Below are 21382 nucleotides of genomic sequence, written 5' to 3' on the forward strand. Positions count from 1 at the left end.
CAATGACCAGAAGAAAAGACCGCCGGTAATGAAATCACCAGACAAGACGCTACTGCCAGCCTCAGCCACACCGTGGTCGGGAATGCCATCTCACTCGCGCCACCTGTTGAACGCTTTTGACAGTAAATCCCTACGCGCCTGGATTTATCAGTGCCTGCTCGGCCTCCTGATTGTCGCTTTCAGCTACTGGCTGTACGCCAACGTAGTCGAAAATCTACGCTCACAAAATATCGCGACAGGATTTGGCTTCCTCGACCACATCGCACAGTTTGAAATTGGTGAAAAACTCATCGCGTTTACCCCACGCGATAGCTATCTGCGTGCGCTTGGCGTCGGTTTATTGAATACCCTGTACGTCACGCTATGCGGCATCGCGCTTGCGACACTGCTGGGTTTCTCCGTCGGCATCGCCCGCGTCTCCCGCAACTGGTTGCTGGCGCGGCTCGCCGGGGGATACATCGAGATGATGCGCAATATTCCGGTGATCTTGCAGGTGATTTTCTGGTCGGTAGTTATCCGTAACCTTCCCTCACCACGCGATGCTATCGAGCTTGGCAGCCTGGGCTTTCTGACCAATCGCGGGCTGTCTTTTGCCGTCCCCGCCGCGCATCACGGCTGGCTGTTGGCCGGAACCGCCCTACTCGCCGCCGCCCTGATTAGCCTGATCCTGAAGCGCGTGGCACGCTACGTTCGGGAAAGCCGAGGACGCTCTCTGCCGACAGGCCGCCTGACACTCGTCGCGTTTATCGGGCTACCGCTACTGGTCTGGTGGCTTTCCGGCGCACCAGCAGAACTTGATCGTCCAATCCTGCGCAGTTTTAACTTCCGTGGCGGCTTTACCGTCAGCCCTGAATTCACTGCGCTGCTGCTCGGCATTGCGCTCTATTCCTCTGCGTTTATTGCGGAAATCGTGCGGGCGGGGATTCAGTCTATCCCCAAAGGGCAGTTGGAAGCGGCACGTGCGCTGTCCTTTTCCCCCTGGCACATGATGCGCCACATCATCATTCCACAGGCCATGCGCGTCATCGTTCCACCGTTGACCAGCCAGTATGTCAGCCTGTCAAAAAACAGCTCGATCGCGGTCGTGGTCGGTTACCCAGAGCTGGCGAACATCAGTAACACGTTGATGAACCAAACCGGTCAGGCGCTCGAAGTCATTGCCATCATGATGGTGGTTTACCTGACGGTCAGCATCGTGACATCGCTGCTGATGAACCTGTTTAACCGCGCCGTCGCCATCAAAGAACGCTGAGGAACACTGAATGTTATTTCCGGTACTGTCACTCTCCGCCGTTCCCAGCCGCCTACGCACGCCACTGCTGTGGCTGCGCCGCCACCTGTTCAGCAGCGGGCCGCAAACTGTACTCACGCTGCTACTGATGGTGCTGATGTGGAACATCGGTAATAAACTGCTGCACTGGGGCATTCTCGATGCCGTGTGGTACACCACCGACCCAGACGTCTGCCGAGTAGCCGCCGGTGCCTGCTGGGCGGTAATCGTAGAAAAACATCGTCCCATCCTGTTTGGCCTTTATCCTTACGATGAACACTGGCGTCTGGTGCTGGCGATGGGGATCTGGTTTCTGGCTCTCGGTCTGTCGCTGATGCCCCGTTTCTGGTATTCGCGCATCCTCTTACCACTGTGGATTGCCGCGGTAATTGGCATCGCTATCCTGATGTTCGGCGGTTTATTTGGCTTATCTTACGTGCCTTCCAGCGAATGGGGCGGTCTACCGCTGACAATTCTGCTGTTTAGCGGCACCGTCGTCATCGGTATGCCCGTTTCGGTCTTGCTGGCGCTGGGGCGGCGATCGCCACTGCCTTTTCTACGCGGCCTGTCAGTTGTTTTTATCGAAGGCCTGCGCGGCGTGCCGCTCATCACGATCCTGTTCGTTGCCGTTAATGTCTTCCCGCTGTTCCTGCCCGCAGGCATGGAAATCAACAAGCTGCTGCGCATCATCATCGGTATCGCGCTGTTTTTCGCCTGCTATCAGGCTGAGGTGATTCGCGGTGGTTTACAGTCCGTTCCACGCGGGCAATACGAAGCGGCGATGGCGCTCAATCTCAACTATTGGCACACAACGACCAAAATTATCTTGCCGCAGGCGCTGCGCATCTGCCTACCCGCCATGACCAACCATATTATCGCCGCCATGAAGAACACCTCATTCGTCATCATTATCGGGCTGTTCGACATCCTCACTGCCACCAGTTCAGTAATGCAGGACCCGCTATGGCGGCGCTATTACATTGAAACCTATATTTTTATCTCGGCTATCTATCTGCTGTTTGGCTTCCTGCTCTCACGCTACGCGCTGTGGGTGGAAAAACGCATCGATGCCAGCCGTAACCCAGAAACGTATCACGGTTAAGCGATAGCCGTTGATGAAAACACCGACAGGAGCGTGGTTATCATGAGCTTAGCCGCAGACACTTCATTTACAAATCATGTAGTTAAAGACAATATCATCACAGACAACAACGTCATCATTGAGATCGACGCTGTCAGCAAATGGTATGGCGCGTTTCAGGCGCTGAATAACGTGACGCTTAACGTGCAGAAAGGCGAGCGTGTGGTGATTTGCGGCCCTTCCGGCTCAGGTAAATCCACACTTATTCGCTGTATTAACCGACTGGAAGAGCACCACGACGGCCATATCCGCGTGAATGGCATCGAAGTTAACGACAACATCAAGAACATCAACCGCGTGCGCTCCGGTATCGGTATGCTGTTCCAGCAGTTCAACCTGTTTCCCCATCTGAGCGTGCTGGATAACCTGACGATTGGCCCGACGCTGGTCAAACAGCGTAAGAAGCAGGAAGCCATCGATTTAGCGATGCACTATCTGGAGAAGGTGCATATCGCCAATCAGGCACATAAATTCCCGCTCCAGCTCTCTGGCGGCCAACAGCAGCGTGTGGCGATTGCCCGGGCGCTGTGTATGCAGCCGGAAATCATGCTGTTTGACGAACCCACTTCAGCGCTGGATCCAGAGATGATTAAAGAAGTGTTGGATGTGATGCTGGATCTGGCGGAGTCGGGTATGACGATGATCGTCGTCACCCATGAGATGGGCTTTGCCAAGACGGTCGCTGACAAGGTGATTCTGATGGCCGACGGCAGCATCGTTGAGTCCGCCCCGCCGCAGGACTTCTTCAACACGCCCTCACATCCGCGCACGCGCCAGTTCCTGGATCAGATTCTAAGCCATTAATAGGCAAAAATATCCGCGCCGGAGAACCGGCGCGGATAGCATTGAGCAATCGGGAATTAGCGGGAAGAGAGCTGTTCTAAGCTCTGTTTCGCGACCTGATATAAATAGTGCGCAGTTGGGAACAGTGCGCTGTCGTCAACGCGGAATTTCGGGTGGTGTAGTGCATAAGGTCCGCCGGAGCCAACCATCATGAACGTACCCGGCAGTTTCTGCTGATAGAACGCAAAATCTTCACCAATCGGGCTGGCTTCCACACGGCGCGCTTCAAAGCCTTCGTCACTTGCCACGTTCAGTGCAAACTCAACCCACTCTGGCGTATTGATCACCGATGGCGGCCCTGCGTGCCACAGGAACTCAATTTCCGCGCCAAAGGTGCTGGCGATACCCGAAACGATTTGGCGGAAACGCTGCTCAATCAAATCACGCGCGTCCTGATTAAACGTTCTGACCGTGCCTTCGACATAGGCCGTGTCGGGAATAACGTTCCAGGTGCTGCCGCTATGAACCTGAGTAATTGACACCACCGCGTTATTGTCGGACGACACCGTGCGGCTGATGATGGTTTGCACCGCAGAAATCAACTGACCCAGAATGATAATCGGATCGTTGCCTTCATGTGGCTTCGCAGCGTGGCAGCCTTTCGCCGCAATTTTGATCTCAAAACGGTCAACGCCCGCCGTCAATGCGCCGTCTTTCCCACCGATGACGCCAACAGGCAACGTCGGATCGTTGTGAATACCGAAAATCGCTACCGCATTGTCCAACGCCCCGACAGCAATCACTTCCGGTGCGCCCAGGCCTGTCTCTTCAGCCGCCTGGAACAAAATCCGCACCGTGCCTTTCAGCTCCGGTTCGATTTTCTTCAGCAGGATCGCCGCACCCAACGCAGCGGAAGAGTGAAAGTCATGACCGCAGGCGTGCATCACCCCTTTGTTGAGTGATGTGAATTCTACGCCGGATTCTTCCTCAATCGGCAGGGCGTCGATGTCCGAACGCACCACGACCAGTGGACCATCCTGTAGGCCACCGACTTCCGCGACCAGACCCGTTTTCAATGGCAGATCGAGAACGCGAATCCCTTCTTTTTCCAATACCGCACGAATCTTTTTCGTCGTTTCAAACTCCTGATTCGACAGTTCAGGATTGCGGTGTAAATCGTGGCGAAACGCCTGAATAAACTGAGCCAGAGGCTCGTGCTGAGGTGCGGTTTTCATCAATTCTTGCTCCACATTATCGTGCCCCGTCTGACGGGGCGGCCTTGTTCAGGCGTGCAGGTGTGTCTACGTATGCGTTAAATATCGTACTCAAGCGGCTCAGGCAGCTTGGTCAACTGACGCAGGAAACGCTGGGTTTGCGGGTTGTCCGAGAAGCTAATCACCTGCTCTGCCGGACCTTCCTCAACGATATGGCCGTCCGCCATGAAGATCACACGGTCGGCTACTTCTTTCGCAAACTGCATTTCATGGGTAACGATCACCATCGTGGTGTCGTTTTTCGCCAGCTTCTGAATCACCTGAAGCACTTCGTGTACCCTTTCCGGGTCCAGCGCCGAGGTCGGTTCATCAAACAAAATGGCTTTCGGATCGACCGCCAGCGCACGTGCAATACTCACACGCTGCTGCTGCCCGCCGGATAACGTCACCGGATACTGTGCCGCCTGCGGCAGCAGGCCAACCTGTTCCAGCAGCGCAAGACCGATTTCATCCGCCTGCTTCTTCGGCATTTTTTTCACGACAATCAGCGCTTCCGTTACATTCTCCAGCGCCGTCTTGTTCTTAAATAGGTTATAACTCTGAAACACCATCGCCGTCTGACGACGCAGCGCGTAGGCCTCTTTGGAGGAGTAACGATGCGTATCTAGCGTCTGTTCGCCAATTTTTATCGTACCTGACTCCGGCGTTTCCAGCAGATTTAGGCAGCGCAGCAGCGTGGATTTACCTGAACCGGATGGGCCGATGATGGCAACAACTTCGCCTTTCGCGATATCCAGACTAATGTTGTTCAACACCACCTGATCGCCAAAGCGTTTAGAAAGATTCTTTACACTGATCATGTCAGCCCCTTATCGCTGTAGCGAGTGATTCAGTTTCTTCTCCAACTGCTTTTGCAGCCAGGCGTAAACCACAATCACCATCCAGTAAATCAGACCCACGACCAGGAAGGTCTCAAAGAAACGCAGAGATTCAGCGGCAATCATCTTGCCTTCCGCGAACAGTTCGGAGACGCCCAGCGCGAAGGCCACCGAGGTATCTTTAATCAGGGAAATAAAGGTGTTCCCCGTCGCTGGCAACGCATTCAACATCGCCTGAGGCAATACGATGCGGCGATAGACCTGCGCTTTACTCATGCCAATGGACAGGCCCGCTTCCGTCTGGCCGAAATCCACCGAGGCCAGGCCCGCACGGAAAATCTCAGCCATATAGGCGGAGGTTTTCAGGCTAAAGCCGATAATCGCGGCCGTCATCGCATCCAGATTGGATAAGCTTGGAAATAGCTGCGGTAGGCCGAAATAGATAATAAATAACTGAACCAGCGACGGAATGCCGCGAAACAACGAAATATACAGTTCGACAATTTTTACTACCGCGACGATCTTGCTTTCACGGACTAACGCCAGGATAAGGCCGAGAACCATAGCAAAAAACATCGACACCACGGCAAGGAACAGCGTGGTCGGCAAATACATTAATACCTGGGGAAAGACCTTCAGCAGGTAGGCAAGATCGACATTCATGAGTTATACCATTAATGCTTCCACCGGCCATACTGCACCGGTGGAGGAGGCGATAAGTCAACCGACAAGCGGCAATGCAATAACGTTACTTTTTCGGTGAAACAGAAATATCCTCACCAAAGTATTTTTCGGCGAGGGCTTTCAGGCGTCCATCTTCACGCATTTTCGTCAATTCAGCATCGAATTGTTTACGTAACGCATCACCATTTTCGTCTTTGTGGAACGGGAAGCTGACTTCTTCAATCACCAGCGGTTCGCCAACCAGTTTGAACGGCAGATTACGCTTATTGATTTCAGCCAACAGGATCGGACGTGAATTCACGTAGCCTTCAACACGTTTAGACAGCGCATCGTTCATTGCGCCATCGCGTGTTTCGTAGGTGCGAATAGTGACGCTGCCGTCGGCAAACGCTTTTTTCAGGTTGTTGACGTGGTTAGAACCCAGAACCCCGGCAACCGTCTTCCCTTTCAGGTCAGCCAATGTATTAATGTCCGCGTTGTCTTTGTGCGTGACAATCTGGCTGCCATAATAACTGTACGGTTGGGCGAAGTTATACTTTTCCTGACGCGCAGGGGTAATTGCCACCACGTTCGCCACGGTATCCAGCTTTTTCGCTTCCAATTGCCCCATCAGGCCACTGAAATCAGCGGTAACCCACTCAACTTTGTAGTTCAAATCCTTCGCGATGGTTTCCGTGACTTCAACGTCAAACCCGACCAGCTTGTTATCCTGCTTAAAACCACTTGGATAACTCTGGCCTGTTGAACCCACTTTCAGTACTTTTTCCTGTTCGGTGCCGCTTTTCCCAGAATCACAGCCGGCAACAAGAAAGGCGGTCGTCAGCGCCAGAACAGACAACGTTACTTTTTTCATCATTTTACTGCCTCTCTTTTTGAATTTTTATCTTTCCACTGGTCATACAATTGGTTATCAAGGATTTTTTCCATCCAAATTGTCAGGTGTCCTTTTCCCAGATTCGTCTGCCCGACTTCCTTGAAACCATAATTTCTGTACATCTCAATCAGCCACGGGTGGTTTTGCGCGGTGCCGAGCGACACGGCAGGCGCTTTGAGCTGGTTAATCAGAATTTCTTCTTCCAACCAGCTCATCATTTGCTTACCCAATCCCTGCTTTTTATAGCCAGGGTGCGTCGCAAACCAGCCCAGATGCGGTAGACCGAACGGGCCCGGCTCAGGCCCCCACGGATAGCGGATGGTAAATGACGACACCATCTCCCCACCTTTTTCCATCACATAAACGCCGTGTGAGGCGATGTGCGTGCGCACCATGTCGATATCCGCATGGGCAGCAGAAAAATTGATACCTAACTGACGAATCGGCTCAAACGCCGCCAGCGCCAGCGCCAAAAAAGTTTCATCATCCGCAAGCGTAGCCTGACGAAATACGATACTCATGGTTTCACCTTATGCTGGCAACAGGCCGGAGTTATCCGCATAGCGAATCACATCATCGACCTTCTGCGGCGCGCTGCCGACGTAGTTAGCCGGATTCAGCCAGTCGTCCAGATCGGCGGCCGTCACCTGTTCGGAAAGTACCGGGTGTGCCAGCAGTACCGATTTAAAGGACTGATTCTGCTCGAATGCCTGCATAGAGCATTCGTAAACCAAATGGTGAGCAGTCTGCTTACCGAGACGTTTGCCAATCTCGAACATCACTTTCTCGGACAGCAGCAGGCCATTTTGCAGATCGAGATTCGCCAGCATCTGCTTCTCGTTGACGGACATGCCACGCAGGATGCCAAGCGCATTCTGAAGCTGAGCAGACAGATAGATATTGATTTCCGGCAGCGCGATCCACTCCGCACGCCAGCTCATCGCATCACGCTCATGTTCAACTTTCATGGATTCGTGGATCAGCGCGGCGCTCTTAAACAGCGGTGCCGTCAGGCTAGCCAGCCCTTCCAGCGCGGCAGGGTTACGTTTATGCGGCATCGTGGTAGAACCGATTTTCCCTTCGGAGAACGGCTCTTCGATTTCATTAATCTCGGTGCGCATCAGGTTGTACAGCTCGTTGCCGATTTTGCCCAGCGTACCGCTGATCAGAACCGTCACGGAGGCATATTCGGAGAAGCGATCGCGGGCAGACTGCCAGCCGATATTCGGCGTATTCAGCCCCAGTTTATCCAGCGTCAGACGCTCGATTTCCGGCCCTTGTTCGCCAAAAGAAGCATAAGTGCAAATAGCACCGTTGATGTTGCCGACCAAAACACGCTCTCTAATTTCACCCAGACGTTCAAGGTGACGAATAAATTCATCCAGCCAGACAGCCAGTTTGAAGCCAAACGTGGTAGGCAGCGCCTGCATGCCGTGGGTACGGCCAGCCATCAGCGTGTGTTGATATTTCTTCGCCAAGCGTTTCAGTTCAACGGCCAGCAATTGTGTATCTCTGACGACAATATCGAAAGATTGTTTCAGTTGTAACACTGTCGCGGTATCAACGATGTCCTGCGTGGTTACGCCGTAGTGAATAAATTCACCCGCAGCACCACACTGTCTCTGAATCGCGGCAATCGTCGGCATCAGAGAATGCTTCATGCGTGCCGCATCTTTTGCAATCTCTTCAACGTTAAGCGCGCTTGCGTCAGCGTTTTCTGCAATGGTTTTTGCCGCATCCAGCGGAATGACACCGAGTTCGCCCTCGGCAAGCGCCAGAGCAACTTCTACCTCGACCTGTTTAGTCAGGCGGTTATGCTCGGACCAGACGCCGCGCATTTCAGGCGTGCCAAAATTATTCCCTATAAGAAGAAAATCAATAAGATGTGATGCCATAATTAACTCGTTAGTGTTGGATTTATCAGGCGGGGTTTTATGTCGTCTTTTTAATTTTTAAAAATATAACATGCGGAAATTATGCGCTTTATATCTTTCGGATCTATCTTAGATCTAAAAGTTTGATTGCAAAGTATGCATCTAGACATGTTCGCTAACACTCTCTCTTGGGCTGAGAAACCCGCTTGTCACTTTCCCCTCTCTACAATGAAATTCCTTGCCCGTATCACTGCTGACGAAGGATTATCATGCTTTCCCAAAACACATCGCGAACAATCCGTATTTTATTGATTATAATACCTATTATTTCAACGTTCTCTGCTCAAGCTCAGGATCGCTATCTGCTGGAAAAAGTGGTTGAAGTCAGCCGCCATGGCGTTCGCCCCCCGACCGAATCCAATACAACCGCGTTAGAATCCGGCACGGCGCGACAATGGCCGCAGTGGGTCACGCGGGAAGGCGAATTAACCGGACATGGCTATGCCGCCACGGTGCTAAAAGGCCGCTATGAGGGCGAATATTATCGACAACAGCATCTGTTCGCTTCGGGTTGCCCAACAGAACAGCAGATTTATGTACTTGCCAGCCCATTGCAACGCACTCGCGCAACCGCACAGGCTTATATGGATGGCATGTTTCCCGGTTGCGGTGTTGCCACACACGCCGTTGAGGATGAAAAGCACGATCCGTTGTTCCACGGGGATAAAATGGGGATTGGCACGCTTGACCCTGAACGGGCAAAGGCCGAGGTGTTGAAAGCGATGGGTGGCGATCTAGATACCGCCTATCAGCGTCTTAAGCCCAGTATCACGTTGTTGAAGCAGGTCGTATGCACAGCAGACCAGCCCTGTCCGGTGTTTGATAAACCGTGGGCGCTCAAACAGGATAAGGACGGTTCGACTTCTATCAGTGGCCTGAATACGCTGGCGAATATGAGCGAGGTTTTCCTGCTGGAATATAGCGAAAACCTGCCGCTAGCACAGGTTGCCTTCGGTCATGTCCGCAGCGCGCAGGATCTCACCCCATTGATGGCACCAATGACGGCTAAATACGATTTCACCAATGATGTTCCCTATATCGCACAGCGCGGTGGTTCGCTATTGATGCAGCAAATCACACAGGCACTGGCGCAAGGGACATCAGCAGAACAGGACACCGCACTAGGCGAGCCGCCGACAGCCCCTTACTTGCTGTATGTCGCCCACGACACCAACATCGCCTATCTACGCACGCTGTTGCAGTTTCATTGGCAGCTCCCCAGCGATACCGCCGATAACATCCCGCCCGCAGGCAGTCTGGTCTTTGAACGCTGGCGTGATACCACTACTCAGCAGCGTTTTTTACGCGTCTACTTCCAGACACAATCGCTGGATCAGATCCGTTCGCTGACACAGTTGGGTAAGCAGCAGCCGTTATTGAAAGAAGAGTTGGCGTTGCAGGGTTGCCAGCAGACAGAGCAAGGCACGCTGTGTCCTTTTGCTACCACGCTGGAATCAATGCGAAAAAGCATCGATAGCAGTGCGTTAGCAACGGTGCATTACGCGCCATAACGCACTACCACGCAGGGAAACAACGTCCTGTCGGGTTGATGAATCCGACAGGACAGCATGGCTATCTGCGCACATTTTCCACCGCCAGAATAGCGCGGTTCAGTGCGTCAGGAGAGAGAGAGAACGGCAATAACGCCGCGCTATCAGTTGGGAATTTAAAGTGTGTCACGATATGCTTCACCGCTTCCTCATATTGTTCTCCTGCTATCGGAAGCGATAAGGGCATATCATAGCGATATAACTGCTCCAATAAACCCTCATCAACACACTCGCTGTCATGTGCCAGAAGAGATTGTACTAGCAATCCGAATCCGACTTTTTCACCATGTAGCCAATCGTGCAATTCAGGGATATAGGTCAAACGGTTATGAATAGCATGAGCAACACCCGGAGCAGGGTTTTCATCCCTCATACTATTAGCCAGTCCCGCGCCAGCAATCGCCGCATCAATAACCTTCTGCAACGCAGGCGTCACCTGCTGATTTTCATTATCGCGTATCGCCTGTTCCCCCCATTGTTCAAAGATATCACGGGCAAAAGTGGCGGCCTGTATCTTGAGACTCAATGCCAGGCTGTCGCTACACGAGCTCAAGTACGGCTGAAATTCATACCATTTCGCCAACGCGTCAACGATCCCGGCTTTCAAGTAACGCGCGTCGCTACGTGCAATGACGGAACTATCAACCATGACAAGGACAGGCATCCGTTTGAGCACAACAGTCCCCTGATGCCCGCCTTGATCATTATAAAGAATGCTAATTGGCGACCAGGCCGCACAGGTAGCCGCTATCGTTGGTAGTGTGGCAACCTGCCCATTTTCCAGTCCATCCGCGATGGCCTTAGCACAATCCAGCACACGCCCGCCGCCAATCCCTACGACAAACTGAATGTTATTCCGTGCAATTTTTTCACGGTGGTATTCCACACTTTCACGCGTACATTCTCCGGTTAAGAAATGCACATCAAAAGCAATTCCGTTGCTCTTAAGGCTGCCAGTCACTTCATTCTCAACCGCTTGCCAGGCACTTGGGCTGGTTAAAATCGCAATGTTCTGACTAAACGAGTGAATCAGTCCACCGATATGACGGCACAAATCAGCCTGATGATGATAAGCAAGGGGAGATTTTATAGATAACACAAGAATTCCTTTTTAACTGGCAGTTGCCATTCTTTCATAACCACGAGGAAGGCCCACAGATTGGTTTATCAGTTTAAGAATCCCAATGAAATTTGTAACTGGAGTAAAGAGAATAAATTATAGCGTTACGATATAAGCCACTCATTTTTCGCAGTGATATAGTTCAGTTTAGGTTCTTAAATCTATATCTATCAAATAATTATATTAAAACCCAAACTGATATAACCATTACACTAGGGAATAGGAATTCCACCATGCAAACACGCTTCTTTATTAAACCTAAAACACTCTTGCTCGCAGCAGGGATCGCCGTCGCCGTAGTTGGGTGTGATAACACGACCACTACGGACCAGCCACAGGTTTTACGCATTGGTACTACCGGACAGAGTTTTCCTGGTTCTTATAAAGAAAACGGTAAACTCGTTGGCTATGATGTAGAAGTCGCTGAAAAAATAGCGCATGAACTGGGATATAAGGTCGAGTGGACAACATCAGACTTTAGCGGCTTACTGGGGCAGTTAGAGGCAGGAAAACTTGATACTATCGCGAATAATTTCGTCCAAACCGAGGCTCGTCAGAAAAAATATAATTTTTCTAAAGACTACCTCACTTATGCTTCACAGATCGTCACAAGTATAAAAAATGACGATATCCAGTCTTTATCCGACCTGGACGGAAAAACGGTTGCAGGGGTTCTAGGCTCTACACACGTCACGAACCTGCGTAACGCTTTTCCCAAAAACAATATTACCATTAGAACCTACGAGACCCGAGACGGCGCAGTCAATGATGTCATCAGCAACCGCGTACAGGGCTATGTCAATTCACGCCCGATTCTGCTAGCCGAAATCAACAAACATAAACTGCCACTCAAGTTGGTTGGGGAACCGTTATCCCATGAGATCGTTAGTTTTCCGTTTGCGAAAAATCCAAAAGGCGACACCCTACTCGCCGCTTTTAACGAAAAGCTCGACACATTAAGAAGCAACCGTCAGTTGAATGAGCTAGCCGAAAAGTATTTTGGTAACGATGATGTGCTGGGGCATGGATCCAAAGCTCAATAAAACAGCCTATCGGTAACAATCCAGTCTATCTGTAAAAATCAAAGTGCGGACTCGCAGCCTTTCATATCCGCACTCTACCTCAATTAAAATCAAATAAAAAATCAGGGTTTATCGTCGTTACATGATTTTAAGTCGAAAAAAAAGCACATCTTTCGATGTGCTTTTTCTTGTAATTGGTCGGCGAGAGAGGATTCGAACCTCCGACCCACTGGTCCCAAACCAGTTGCGCTACCAAGCTGCGCTACTCGCCGAATGTACTGCTTTTTGTGAACATCACTGATGTTCTCGTTTGTGTGGTGCGAAGAGAGGGACTTGAACCCTCACGTCCGTAAGAACACTAACACCTGAAGCTAGCGCGTCTACCAATTCCGCCACCTTCGCATAACTCACAAACTTTTTCATTAACGAAAAATCGCTAATTTACTGCTAAATCTGGGGTGGCTAATGGGACTCGAACCCACGACAACTGGAATCACAATCCAGGGCTCTACCAACTGAGCTATAGCCACCATCACCACATTTACATCTTATTACGCGGCACTTCCTTTTTACGGGATACTTTCTTTACGAAGGTAAGTGTACCACCGCAGCTCTTGCACACAACATACTCGTTTACACAATATAATGGTGCGCCCGACAGGATTCGAACCTGAGACCTCTGCCTCCGGAGGGCAGCGCTCTATCCAGCTGAGCTACGGGCGCTTAGCGCCGTTGCGGGACGGGATATTACGGACTTAGCGACTGACTGTCTAGTGCTTTTTTATCGAAATGATGCGTTTGCTTATGCTTTGCTCATTTCAAGCTAAATTACGTACAAATCCGCGCTTCCCGCCCCCAAAAACGACTATTTACCCCCTGCCAGCGACGTTTTTTTACCCAATCCCAGCGCGAAATAGCACAGGCTGACCACGGCTAAAAAGGCAATACCGACCAATAAAGACATCCGTGTGTCGATATTTATATACATTCCCACCAGCACGCACAGCAAAAATGCCATCGTCAGGTAGTTTACCCACGGGAACAGTATCGATTTAAACGGATGGGTGGCCAGCGCAGCACGATGCTGCTCACGAAAACGCAGTTGGCTGATCAACACGACAAACCACGGCACCATGCCCGGCAGCACGCTGGCGCTATAGACATAAACAAACACTTTTTCCGGGTTAGGGATGACGTAATTCAAGAGTGACCCAGCCACCAGACAAAGAATAGAAACCATGACACCTGCCGCCGGTACACCACTGGCCGTCACTTTACCTAGCCAGGCAGGAAGTTGACGATTGTTAGCCAGCGAATACAGCATACGACCACAGCTATACATGCCGCTGTTACAGCCGGACAGCGCGGCCGTCAGTACTACAAAGTTGATGATGCCTGCCGCTGCCACAATACCGATTTTCGCAAACGTCAGCACAAACGGACTGCCGGACGTACCGATTTCATTCCAAGGGAAAATCGTGACGATAACGAAGATCGCGCCGACATAGAAAATCAGGATGCGCCACAGAATGTTATTGATCGCGCGCTTCAGCGTCACCTGCGGATTTTTCGCCTCGCCTGCCGTAATGCCTACCAGCTCAACACCCTGATAGGACGCCACCACCAGACAGAGTGCAAACAGCAGACCTTTCCAGCCTCCAGCGAGGAAGCCGCCGTGCTCGGTCAGGTTACTGAATCCGGTCGCCTGACCGTGGTTACCGAAGCCGAAGAAGATAATACCGACGCCGACTAATATCATCACAACGATGGTGGTGATTTTAATCATCGCGAACCAGAATTCGATTTCGCCATACAACCTTACCGCAGCAAGGTTTGCACCCGCGACCAGCGCCACCGCGGCGATGGCCGGTATCCATTGTGGCAAATCGGGGAACCAATACTGTACATACACGCCAATGGCGGTAATTTCCGAAATCCCGACCGCCATCCACATGAACCAATAGCCCCACGCGGTGAGATAACCGAAGAAGGGATGCATATATTTATGTGCGTAGACGGCAAACGATCCTGCAACCGGCTCCAGATAGAGCATCTCGCCCATTGAGCGCATGATGAAGAAAACGAAAATCCCGGCAACAATATAGGCCAACAAGACTGATGGCCCCGCCCACTTCAGCGCGCTGGCCGCGCCCATAAATAGCCCGACACCAATTGTGCCACCCAGCGCAATCAGCTCAATATGTCGGGCTTCCAACCCTCGATGGAGTTTTTCCTGCTTTACATCTTCTGCCATATATCCTCTGTCTTTATGTCGTGTTTATCCCGGCTATTGCCGGTTATTGTTCTTATTTCAGAAATACGATCTATCTATTAGAAAAAATGTTCCTCGCCTCAAATCGGCGGCCATGAAAATACCGTAATGTGGACGTGAATAACACATCAGGGACGATGAATACGTCAAAGATAGAATTCTGTCTTTCCGATTGTTTGACAAACAGACAATTGAAGTCGAATAGGAATGAAAAGTTAGGGTTATCTACTGTAGAGAAAGGCGGCGAGGGAAAGACGATGAAGCAGGTTGGCGCGTTCAACGCGCCAACGCAATAAAGCTACAGACGACCGCTGTAGTGATAGGCAACGTACTTCAAAAGCTTAAACTGCCGAAAAATCCGGCTCGGCTGGGATAGCAAACGATAGAGCCATTCCAGCCCTAGGTTTTGCCACACGAGCGGGGCGCGCTTCACATGCCCGGTAAAGACGTCATAGGTTCCACCGACGCCCATATACAGCGCATCAGGATAGTGGTGGCGACAATCACGCATCAGGATTTCCTGCCGTGGCGACCCCATCGCGACGGTGACAATTTGTGCGCCGCTGGCACGAATGCGCTCAAACAGCGCATCGCGCTGCTCTGGTGCAAAATAGCCATCCTGACTGCCGACAATATTGACGTTCCACTGCGCGTGCAGTTTCGCTGCTGTTTGTGCCAGCACATCAGGTTTGCCCCCCACCAGAAACACGGGCGTTCCCTGCTTGCCCGCCCGCTCCATCAGCGCTTCCCACAGGTCTGCGCCCGCAATCCGTGTGACGTCAGTCTGTGGGTATTTGCGCCGTATGGAACGCACAATGCTAATACCGTCCGCATACTTATATTCTGCGCGATCGAGCAGTGTTCGCAGCGCTACATCTTTTTCCGCCGTTAGTACTTTCTCGGCGTTAATCGCGACAAGCGTCCCCGTTTCAACCCGCTCCCCTGCGAACAGGTAATCAACAAACTGCGCTCTATTGCGAAAACCGTGAATGGACAAACCACGGATAGAGTAAAGAGGAACGGTCTCTGGGGTTTTCAACGCGGTCATATCTGCTCCTTTATCACAGGATCCTTTACGGTACTGGGTGTGGGTGCTAATGGCATGGCACGCATGCGCACCAGACGCTGCCGGATGAGCCCGGCGCTTTCCAGCAGCCAGTAAAGCAACTTCGCGACGAGCAAGCACAGGCCAAATACAAGACAGAAAAACACCACACGTGAAACGAAGGCATCGACGCCTTCACGCGCCAGCACAATGATATTGAATACGGCACCGAAGCAGAACGCCTGCAAAATAGCGGCCTTATAGCGATTGCTATCGTTCTTCCCTAGCTCGTACACCCAGTCAAACCACTTGATAACCAGTCCGACTGCAATAGCCCCCAGTGGGATAAACAGCACGCCGCCCATCACCACCAGCGAGCCCAGCAGCGTAGGCGATATCGCCAGCCCAGAATGGTTATTCAGCACTTCCCAGGTGAAATAGTTCGCACTGTTTAACACCAAATTCGGACGGTCCGGCCATAGCCAAGAGGGAATAAAGACGTAGAAATCGCGGGCAATCGGTGCCAACCCCTGAAATTCAATCTTGTCATAGTTCTGCCACAACAGCGCCAGATTTTCCCAGGGCGAGAAGGTGTCACGGGTTAAATAGAGGAAAGTATAAAAGGCGTAATCGCCGCTGACATCCAGCCCATAGCGCTTCAGCGCCAGCCAGAACATCCCGACAATCCCAAACACGCCAGCCGCGACTAACATCCAGAGCGTAATCCAGCCGCGCACGATACCAATAAACAGAAATAGAGCGAAGGCGATGATTACATTCGCGCGCGTACCGCCGACAATCACATACGTCAGCATCCCGAAGGCAACCGTTCCAACGAGGAACAGCAGCCACGCACGCTGCGTCTGGCGCAGGAAATACACCACCAGCATTGCCGGAATGAAAAAGTAGAAAAAGCGTTTCAACGCTACGCCGGACACATCGCTGGAAAATATCTGGCTGTAAGTACGCAACTTAAACAGTAGGAAACCGTTGTTGAGAAAGAAAATACCGACGGTCACTACCGCGATCAACGCCAGTAGCAGCCAGGTCAAGTTGGCTTCAACCCGATTCACCGTCAGGAGTGGCGCACGCGGCACGGAGGTTTTCTGGCGTAGTCGCGTCTTATAGCTAACGTAATAGATCGCATAAAACGCCGTCGCGGACAGCATCGCCTGAAGCAGATACTGCACGGGGACGACGTCAACGCCAAACCGGAATGCCAGTACACAGGTAAACGGAAAACCAAAATAGAACGTCAATAAATAGAGCAGCGAAAACAGTACGTTAAAATTAAAACGCACGCGCCGAAACTCCATCCAGGTCAGGCTCAGGATAAAGATGACTGAAATCAGGTAAACGACAAACAGCCCGCCAAATTGCCCCAATGTCATCTCGGTTCTCCCGTCGCCAACGCCAGCGCATCCCGCCAGCCTTGCAAATAATTGGGGTTGAAGAACGCGATCTGGTGTTTATCTACCGATGCCAGTTGGCGCTGCGCCTCACGCACCAACGCTTCATTCATCTGGTCACCGTAAAACAGCACAGGTAGACCTTGTTCCGTCAGATCCTGCCAGAACGGATTTTGCCGACTAATCACGAACGGTACACCAAACTGAATCAGCAGACATAACGTCCCGATCCCCTGCTGGCGATCGAAAATAAAATAGCCCAAATCACAGGTGCGCAGCATGTTGAGATAATCATCAAACGCCAGTTGGTCTTTCAGCAATTGGAAATTTTTCACGCCGAACAGCGCCAAACCGTCTTTTTCCACCTGCGCGATGTAGGACTCATTATTCGCGGGGTAGCCCATTGGCACAATCACCCGTACATTTTTTCCGAACTGCTTGTGAATCGCCTGTAGCGCTTCCTGATGACGATTCGTGCGATCGCCAGAGTTGCCGACCAGAATCGTCATCGGCCCAGCCAGCGGTTTATCCACCTGTATGCCCGTTAGCGCCGGATCCATCCGCGTCGGAAAATACAGCAATGACGCCGGCACACGAGGAGCACGCGGCTGATACCACGCCAGATCGCCACGCGTGGCAAACACGTGTCCAACACGCTTTTGCGCCATACGCCGCAGCAGATAAAACAGGCGATATTTCAGGCTACTTGCCTCTTCATACAAATCCGCCCCCCAAACGTGCCAGTAAACCTGCTCAGGTTTGATTTTCCTGCTCAGCAACACCAGCCACAGCGTAGGGTTAAACTGCCCATGTAGGAAAAAGCGCATCTTACGGTTTGATTTCGCTCTGGCGATAACCGCCTCAGCCAGCGTTTTTTTATCCACGCAGGTTTCGATACGCAGTGCAGGAAAATCAGCCGATGAAATGCCATCGCGGGACGCCACGATGAAATGCCGAATCTGCTGTCCAGGGAGTTCCGTCGCCAGTACGTCATTAAAAAAACGTAAAACGGTCTGGTTATGATGCGGGATGTCAGATCCCAATACATGAATCAGTGTCGTCATGCTCGCCTACGGTAAATAATGAATACGCAACAACAAAGCAAAAAATAGACCAGATAAGTTGCCATATAGGCCTGTGCTGCGCCTTGTGCGCCATAAAGCGGAATTAGCCAGTGAGAAAAACCGGTTAACAGGAGGAACTGGCTGACTTCCGTGAGCAGATAAAAGCGCAACGCCGCTTTCGCAATGATCAAGTAGCCAAAGACGTAAGCACCCACTTTCATTACATCCCCGACCAACTGCCAAACAAAGAGATCCCTCATTGCGGTAAACTGGCTGGAGAATAGCAGCCAAATGGCAACATCTCGCAGCAGCCACACGCAAAAGCTGACGCCCGCGACAACGGGCAACACAAATTTCAGCGAGCGAACAATCTCCTGCGCCAACGCGGTCTTATCCGTCAGACGCGAGAGCGTCGGCAACAGATAGACGGTAAAGGAGGCGGTAATAAATTGCAGGTAAGCATCGGAAATACTGCTAACGCCCTGCCAAATGCCCACTTCATCCCAACTGTAATGCGCCGCCAGCAGGTTACGCATCATGATGTATGCAACGGGCAGCGTCACCGCCGTCATCAACGCCATCAGCGTAAATTTTCCCAATTGCCCGGCGATGGCGCGATCCCACGCTGGTTTTAACGACGCCAGCGACAGCGGTGTACGCCGCAATAGCATTATTCCCGCAGGAATAACCAGCAGCGCAGGCACCAGTGCCAGTCCTGCCAATGCGCCAACATAGCCGCCCAGCCGCAGGCAGAGCCCAAAAGCCGCCAATCCGATCAGACTGCCGCCGATAACAGCCAGCGCATTGCCTATCGCATCCCGATAGCCTTTAAGGATCGCCAAAAACAAGTTGGCGTAGGCGATACCCATCTGGATAAACGCCAGCGCACGCACCACATCACGATAATCGTCATGCCCAAACAGCAGCTTGGCGATAGGCGTTGCGGCCGCCAGGAAGAGTATTGCCAGAAAGGTGGAGAAGCCCAGCACCAGCGTGATAGACGTGCCTAGCAGCGGCCTCAGTCGGTCCGGCTGTTGCTGATACTCCGCGACATATTTAGTGATGCCGTTGAAAATCCCCGCCCCGGCTAACACACCTAACACCGTAACCAACTGGCGGAAATTTCCTGCCATCCCCACGCCGCTGGGGCCAAACGTGACCGCCAGCAGTTTGACGACAACCAGCCCCGCGCCGATTTTTATCAGCGTGGAGCCTGCCGTCCATATCGATGCTTTCGCCAACGACATATCAGGAGAAGAAGCTCAGAATGGTATTGATAACGGTGCGCTGATTGACGTCCGACAGGTTGTAGAACAGTGGTAAACGTACCAGCCGCTCGCTTTCCTGCGTGGTGTAGCGATCGTCACCGGAGAAACGACCGAAGTTCAGGCCCGCCGGGCAGCTATGTAGCGGGATATAATGAAAGACCGTCATGATCTCGGCTTCTTTCATATAATTGATAAACGCACTGCGGTCGTCCTGATCGCGCAGTTTGATATAAAACATGTGCGCGTTATGAATCCCATTGGCAGGCACGGTCGGCAAGGTAAGTCGCCCGGCATCGGCCAGCGATTTGAATGCCGCGTAGTAGTTCTGCCACAGTTTCAGGCGACGCTCGTTGATCGGTCGCGCTGCTTCCAACTGTGCCCAGAGATAGGCGGCCTGAATATCCGCCATCAGGTAGCTTGAGCCGATGTCGCGCCAGGTGTATTTGTCCACCTGCCCACGGAAGAACTGGCTACGGTTGGTGCCTTTTTCACGGACGATTTCCGCCCGTTCCACCAACCTCGCGTCATTAATCAGCGTGGCTCCGCCCTCTCCGCCCGAGGTGTAGTTCTTGGTTTCGTGAAAGCTGAAGCAGCCGATGTGGCCGATGGAGCCCAGAACGCGGCCTTTGTAGCTGGACATCACGCCCTGTGCCGCATCTTCCACGACATATAAATCGTATTTCTTCGCCAACGCCATAATCGCGTCCATCTCACAGGCCACGCCCGCGTAATGAACTGGCACAATAATGCGCGTTTTTTCTGTAATTGCCGCTTCGATCTTCGTTTCATCAATGTTCATGGTATCCGGACGGATATCGACAAACACGATCTTCGCCCCGCGCAATACAAAAGCATTGGCAGTAGAAACGAAGGTATAGCTCGGCATAATCACTTCATCGCCGGGCTTAACGTCCAGCAAAATAGCAGCCATCTCCAGCGACGCGGTGCAAGAAGGCGTGAGCAGGACTTTTTTACTACCGGAATAATGTTCCAGCCACTGCTGACAACGGCGGGTGAACCCGCCATCGCCGCACAATTTGCCGCTGCTCATGGCAGCCTGCATATAATCCAGTTCCGTACCGACAACCGGTGGCGCATTAAATGGAATCATGTGATCACCTGTATAACCAATATGCCGTGCTCTCAATCGTGGCACCACGGCGAAGATAAAGACGAAGCGCCGCCACGTTACCAACCTGCGTTGCGACCCGAAGGCGTGTCAACTCTTGCTGTCGGCACCACGTTTCCGCCAGCGCCATCAGTTGTGAACCTATGCCCCTTACCGTAACACCGGGCCAAACGCCGAGTAGCCCGATACGGGCATCCGTGTCATTCACACTGCGCAGCGTGACCCATCCTTGCGGATGACCTGCGGCATCTTCCACCAGCAAACAGCAGTGGTCGAACGTCCCGCGCACGGCATTTTCAATCCACTGCGCATAGAAGCGCCCGCTATCTTCCGGTTGATACCACGGGGAACGAAAGCGGCTCAGCGCAAAAACACGCGATGCGGCGTCCCTCAGCGCTGGGATATCGTCAAGCGTAGCTTCACGCCAGCGCGGTAGCGGCGTAACGGCTGCCGTCGAATGCAGAAGCAGACTGAGGTCGGCCTCACCTTCCACCAAGCGAAAACCGAGATAGGCCAACGCATCCGCCAACGCCAGGTTGTCTGCCGCGATTTTGGCCTGCGTCAGCGTAAATGCACTCAGCGCATCACTCGTTAACGCGGGCGCAGCAGGCGAGAAATTCAGCTTACCGCTGTCAATCTGGAAGAATTCGCTTTCCCAGATCAGCGGTTCAACCGTGGCGCAAATCTCTCCCTTTCCTGCTGATATCGGACAGGTCATCGTTTCG

General features: G+C 52.2%; 19 protein-coding genes and 4 tRNA genes. 5 read left to right on the forward strand and 18 right to left on the reverse strand.

The window, feature by feature from the left end; genetic code table 11:
* The first annotated feature begins 28 nt into the window (after positions 1-28).
* The 3 genes from A7983_RS06020 to A7983_RS06030 are packed head-to-tail and all read left to right on the forward strand — an operon-like array spanning position 29 to position 3215.
* Positions 29-1252 carry an amino acid ABC transporter permease gene (locus A7983_RS06020; protein WP_005969173.1) on the forward strand — a complete coding sequence of 408 codons (1224 nt, stop codon included), beginning with the start codon at positions 29-31 and terminating at the stop codon, positions 1250-1252.
* A 10-nt stretch (positions 1253-1262) separates the two neighbouring features.
* Complete coding sequence (locus A7983_RS06025) at positions 1263-2372, forward strand: amino acid ABC transporter permease (protein WP_005969172.1); 1110 nt, start codon at positions 1263-1265, stop codon at positions 2370-2372.
* Positions 2373-2414: 42 nt separating this feature from the next.
* Entirely contained in the window at positions 2415-3215 is an 801-nt protein-coding gene (locus A7983_RS06030; RefSeq protein ID WP_005969170.1) for an amino acid ABC transporter ATP-binding protein, read from the forward strand.
* Positions 3216-3271: 56 nt separating this feature from the next.
* Here the strand turns inward: A7983_RS06030 and A7983_RS06035 are convergent, their stop codons facing one another.
* The 6 genes from A7983_RS06035 to purB all read right to left on the reverse strand — a co-directional run bounded on the left by A7983_RS06035 (position 3272) and on the right by purB (position 8739).
* The gene (locus A7983_RS06035) at positions 3272-4429 is read right to left on the reverse strand and encodes a M20 peptidase aminoacylase family protein (RefSeq protein WP_005969168.1); all 1158 of its coding nucleotides are present in this window, start codon (positions 4427-4429) and stop codon (positions 3272-3274) included.
* A gap of 77 nt (positions 4430-4506) precedes the next feature.
* Positions 4507-5268: an amino acid ABC transporter ATP-binding protein gene (locus A7983_RS06040; RefSeq protein WP_005969167.1), complete on the reverse strand. Its 762-nt coding sequence runs from the start codon at positions 5266-5268 to the stop codon at positions 4507-4509.
* 9 nt (positions 5269-5277) lie between these two features.
* A complete protein-coding gene (locus A7983_RS06045; protein ID WP_005969164.1) occupies positions 5278-5949 on the reverse strand; it encodes an amino acid ABC transporter permease in 672 nt (223 codons plus the stop codon).
* A gap of 85 nt (positions 5950-6034) precedes the next feature.
* Positions 6035-6826 carry an amino acid ABC transporter substrate-binding protein gene (locus A7983_RS06050; RefSeq protein ID WP_005969162.1) on the reverse strand — a complete coding sequence of 264 codons (792 nt, stop codon included), beginning with the start codon at positions 6824-6826 and terminating at the stop codon, positions 6035-6037.
* Positions 6823-7365, reverse strand: coding sequence for a GNAT family N-acetyltransferase (locus A7983_RS06055; RefSeq protein WP_005969160.1), 543 nt, complete (start codon positions 7363-7365; stop codon positions 6823-6825). The genes A7983_RS06050 and A7983_RS06055 overlap by 4 nt, the downstream gene beginning before the upstream one ends.
* Positions 7366-7374: 9 nt before the next feature.
* Positions 7375-8739 carry an adenylosuccinate lyase gene (gene purB, locus A7983_RS06060; RefSeq protein ID WP_005969159.1) on the reverse strand — a complete coding sequence of 455 codons (1365 nt, stop codon included), beginning with the start codon at positions 8737-8739 and terminating at the stop codon, positions 7375-7377.
* A gap of 248 nt (positions 8740-8987) precedes the next feature.
* Between purB and A7983_RS06065 the strand changes: the two genes are divergently transcribed.
* A complete protein-coding gene (locus A7983_RS06065) occupies positions 8988-10289 on the forward strand; it encodes a histidine-type phosphatase (protein ID WP_005969158.1) in 1302 nt (433 codons plus the stop codon).
* 61 nt (positions 10290-10350) lie between these two features.
* Here the strand turns inward: A7983_RS06065 and A7983_RS06070 are convergent, their stop codons facing one another.
* Positions 10351-11427 carry an iron-containing alcohol dehydrogenase family protein gene (locus tag A7983_RS06070; RefSeq protein WP_005969157.1) on the reverse strand — a complete coding sequence of 359 codons (1077 nt, stop codon included), beginning with the start codon at positions 11425-11427 and terminating at the stop codon, positions 10351-10353.
* 254 nt (positions 11428-11681) lie between these two features.
* On the opposite strand from A7983_RS06070, the gene A7983_RS06075 reads away from it, so the two are divergent.
* Positions 11682-12491: a transporter substrate-binding domain-containing protein gene (locus A7983_RS06075; RefSeq protein ID WP_005969155.1), complete on the forward strand. Its 810-nt coding sequence runs from the start codon at positions 11682-11684 to the stop codon at positions 12489-12491.
* Between the two features lie 174 nt (positions 12492-12665).
* Here the strand turns inward: A7983_RS06075 and A7983_RS06080 are convergent.
* The 11 genes from A7983_RS06080 to wecD form a co-directional block, all read right to left on the reverse strand.
* A tRNA-Pro gene (locus A7983_RS06080) sits at positions 12666-12742 on the reverse strand.
* 43 nt (positions 12743-12785) lie between these two features.
* A tRNA-Leu gene (locus tag A7983_RS06085) sits at positions 12786-12872 on the reverse strand.
* Positions 12873-12924: 52 nt separating this feature from the next.
* Positions 12925-13000 (reverse strand) — tRNA-His (locus tag A7983_RS06090).
* A 116-nt stretch (positions 13001-13116) separates the two neighbouring features.
* Positions 13117-13193, reverse strand: a tRNA-Arg gene (locus tag A7983_RS06095).
* A 142-nt stretch (positions 13194-13335) separates the two neighbouring features.
* Positions 13336-14724 carry a bifunctional threonine/serine APC transporter ThrP gene (gene thrP / locus A7983_RS06100; protein WP_005969154.1) on the reverse strand — a complete coding sequence of 463 codons (1389 nt, stop codon included), beginning with the start codon at positions 14722-14724 and terminating at the stop codon, positions 13336-13338.
* A 316-nt stretch (positions 14725-15040) separates the two neighbouring features.
* Positions 15041-15790, reverse strand: coding sequence for a lipopolysaccharide N-acetylmannosaminouronosyltransferase (gene wecG, locus A7983_RS06105; RefSeq protein WP_005969153.1), 750 nt, complete (start codon positions 15788-15790; stop codon positions 15041-15043).
* Positions 15787-17178: an ECA oligosaccharide polymerase gene (wzyE, locus tag A7983_RS06110; protein WP_005969152.1), complete on the reverse strand. Its 1392-nt coding sequence runs from the start codon at positions 17176-17178 to the stop codon at positions 15787-15789. Before wzyE ends, wecG begins: the two co-directional genes overlap by 4 nt.
* Positions 17175-18260, reverse strand: coding sequence for a TDP-N-acetylfucosamine:lipid II N-acetylfucosaminyltransferase (locus tag A7983_RS06115; RefSeq protein ID WP_005969150.1), 1086 nt, complete (start codon positions 18258-18260; stop codon positions 17175-17177). The genes wzyE and A7983_RS06115 overlap by 4 nt, the downstream gene beginning before the upstream one ends.
* Complete coding sequence (gene wzxE, locus A7983_RS06120) at positions 18257-19507, reverse strand: lipid III flippase WzxE (protein WP_005969148.1); 1251 nt, start codon at positions 19505-19507, stop codon at positions 18257-18259. Before wzxE ends, A7983_RS06115 begins: the two co-directional genes overlap by 4 nt.
* 1 nt (position 19508) lies before the next feature.
* Positions 19509-20639 (reverse strand): dTDP-4-amino-4,6-dideoxygalactose transaminase, encoded by a 1131-nt coding sequence (rffA, locus tag A7983_RS06125; protein ID WP_005969147.1) that lies wholly within the window; start codon positions 20637-20639, stop codon positions 19509-19511.
* Positions 20640-20643: 4 nt separating this feature from the next.
* Positions 20644-21375, reverse strand: coding sequence for a dTDP-4-amino-4,6-dideoxy-D-galactose acyltransferase (gene wecD, locus A7983_RS06130; RefSeq protein ID WP_005969144.1), 732 nt, complete (start codon positions 21373-21375; stop codon positions 20644-20646).
* Positions 21376-21382: the final 7 nt, after the last annotated feature.

Origin of the sequence: Pectobacterium wasabiae CFBP 3304 (assembly GCF_001742185.1) — a bacterium.
GTDB classification, from domain to species: Bacteria; Pseudomonadota; Gammaproteobacteria; order Enterobacterales; family Enterobacteriaceae; genus Pectobacterium; species Pectobacterium wasabiae.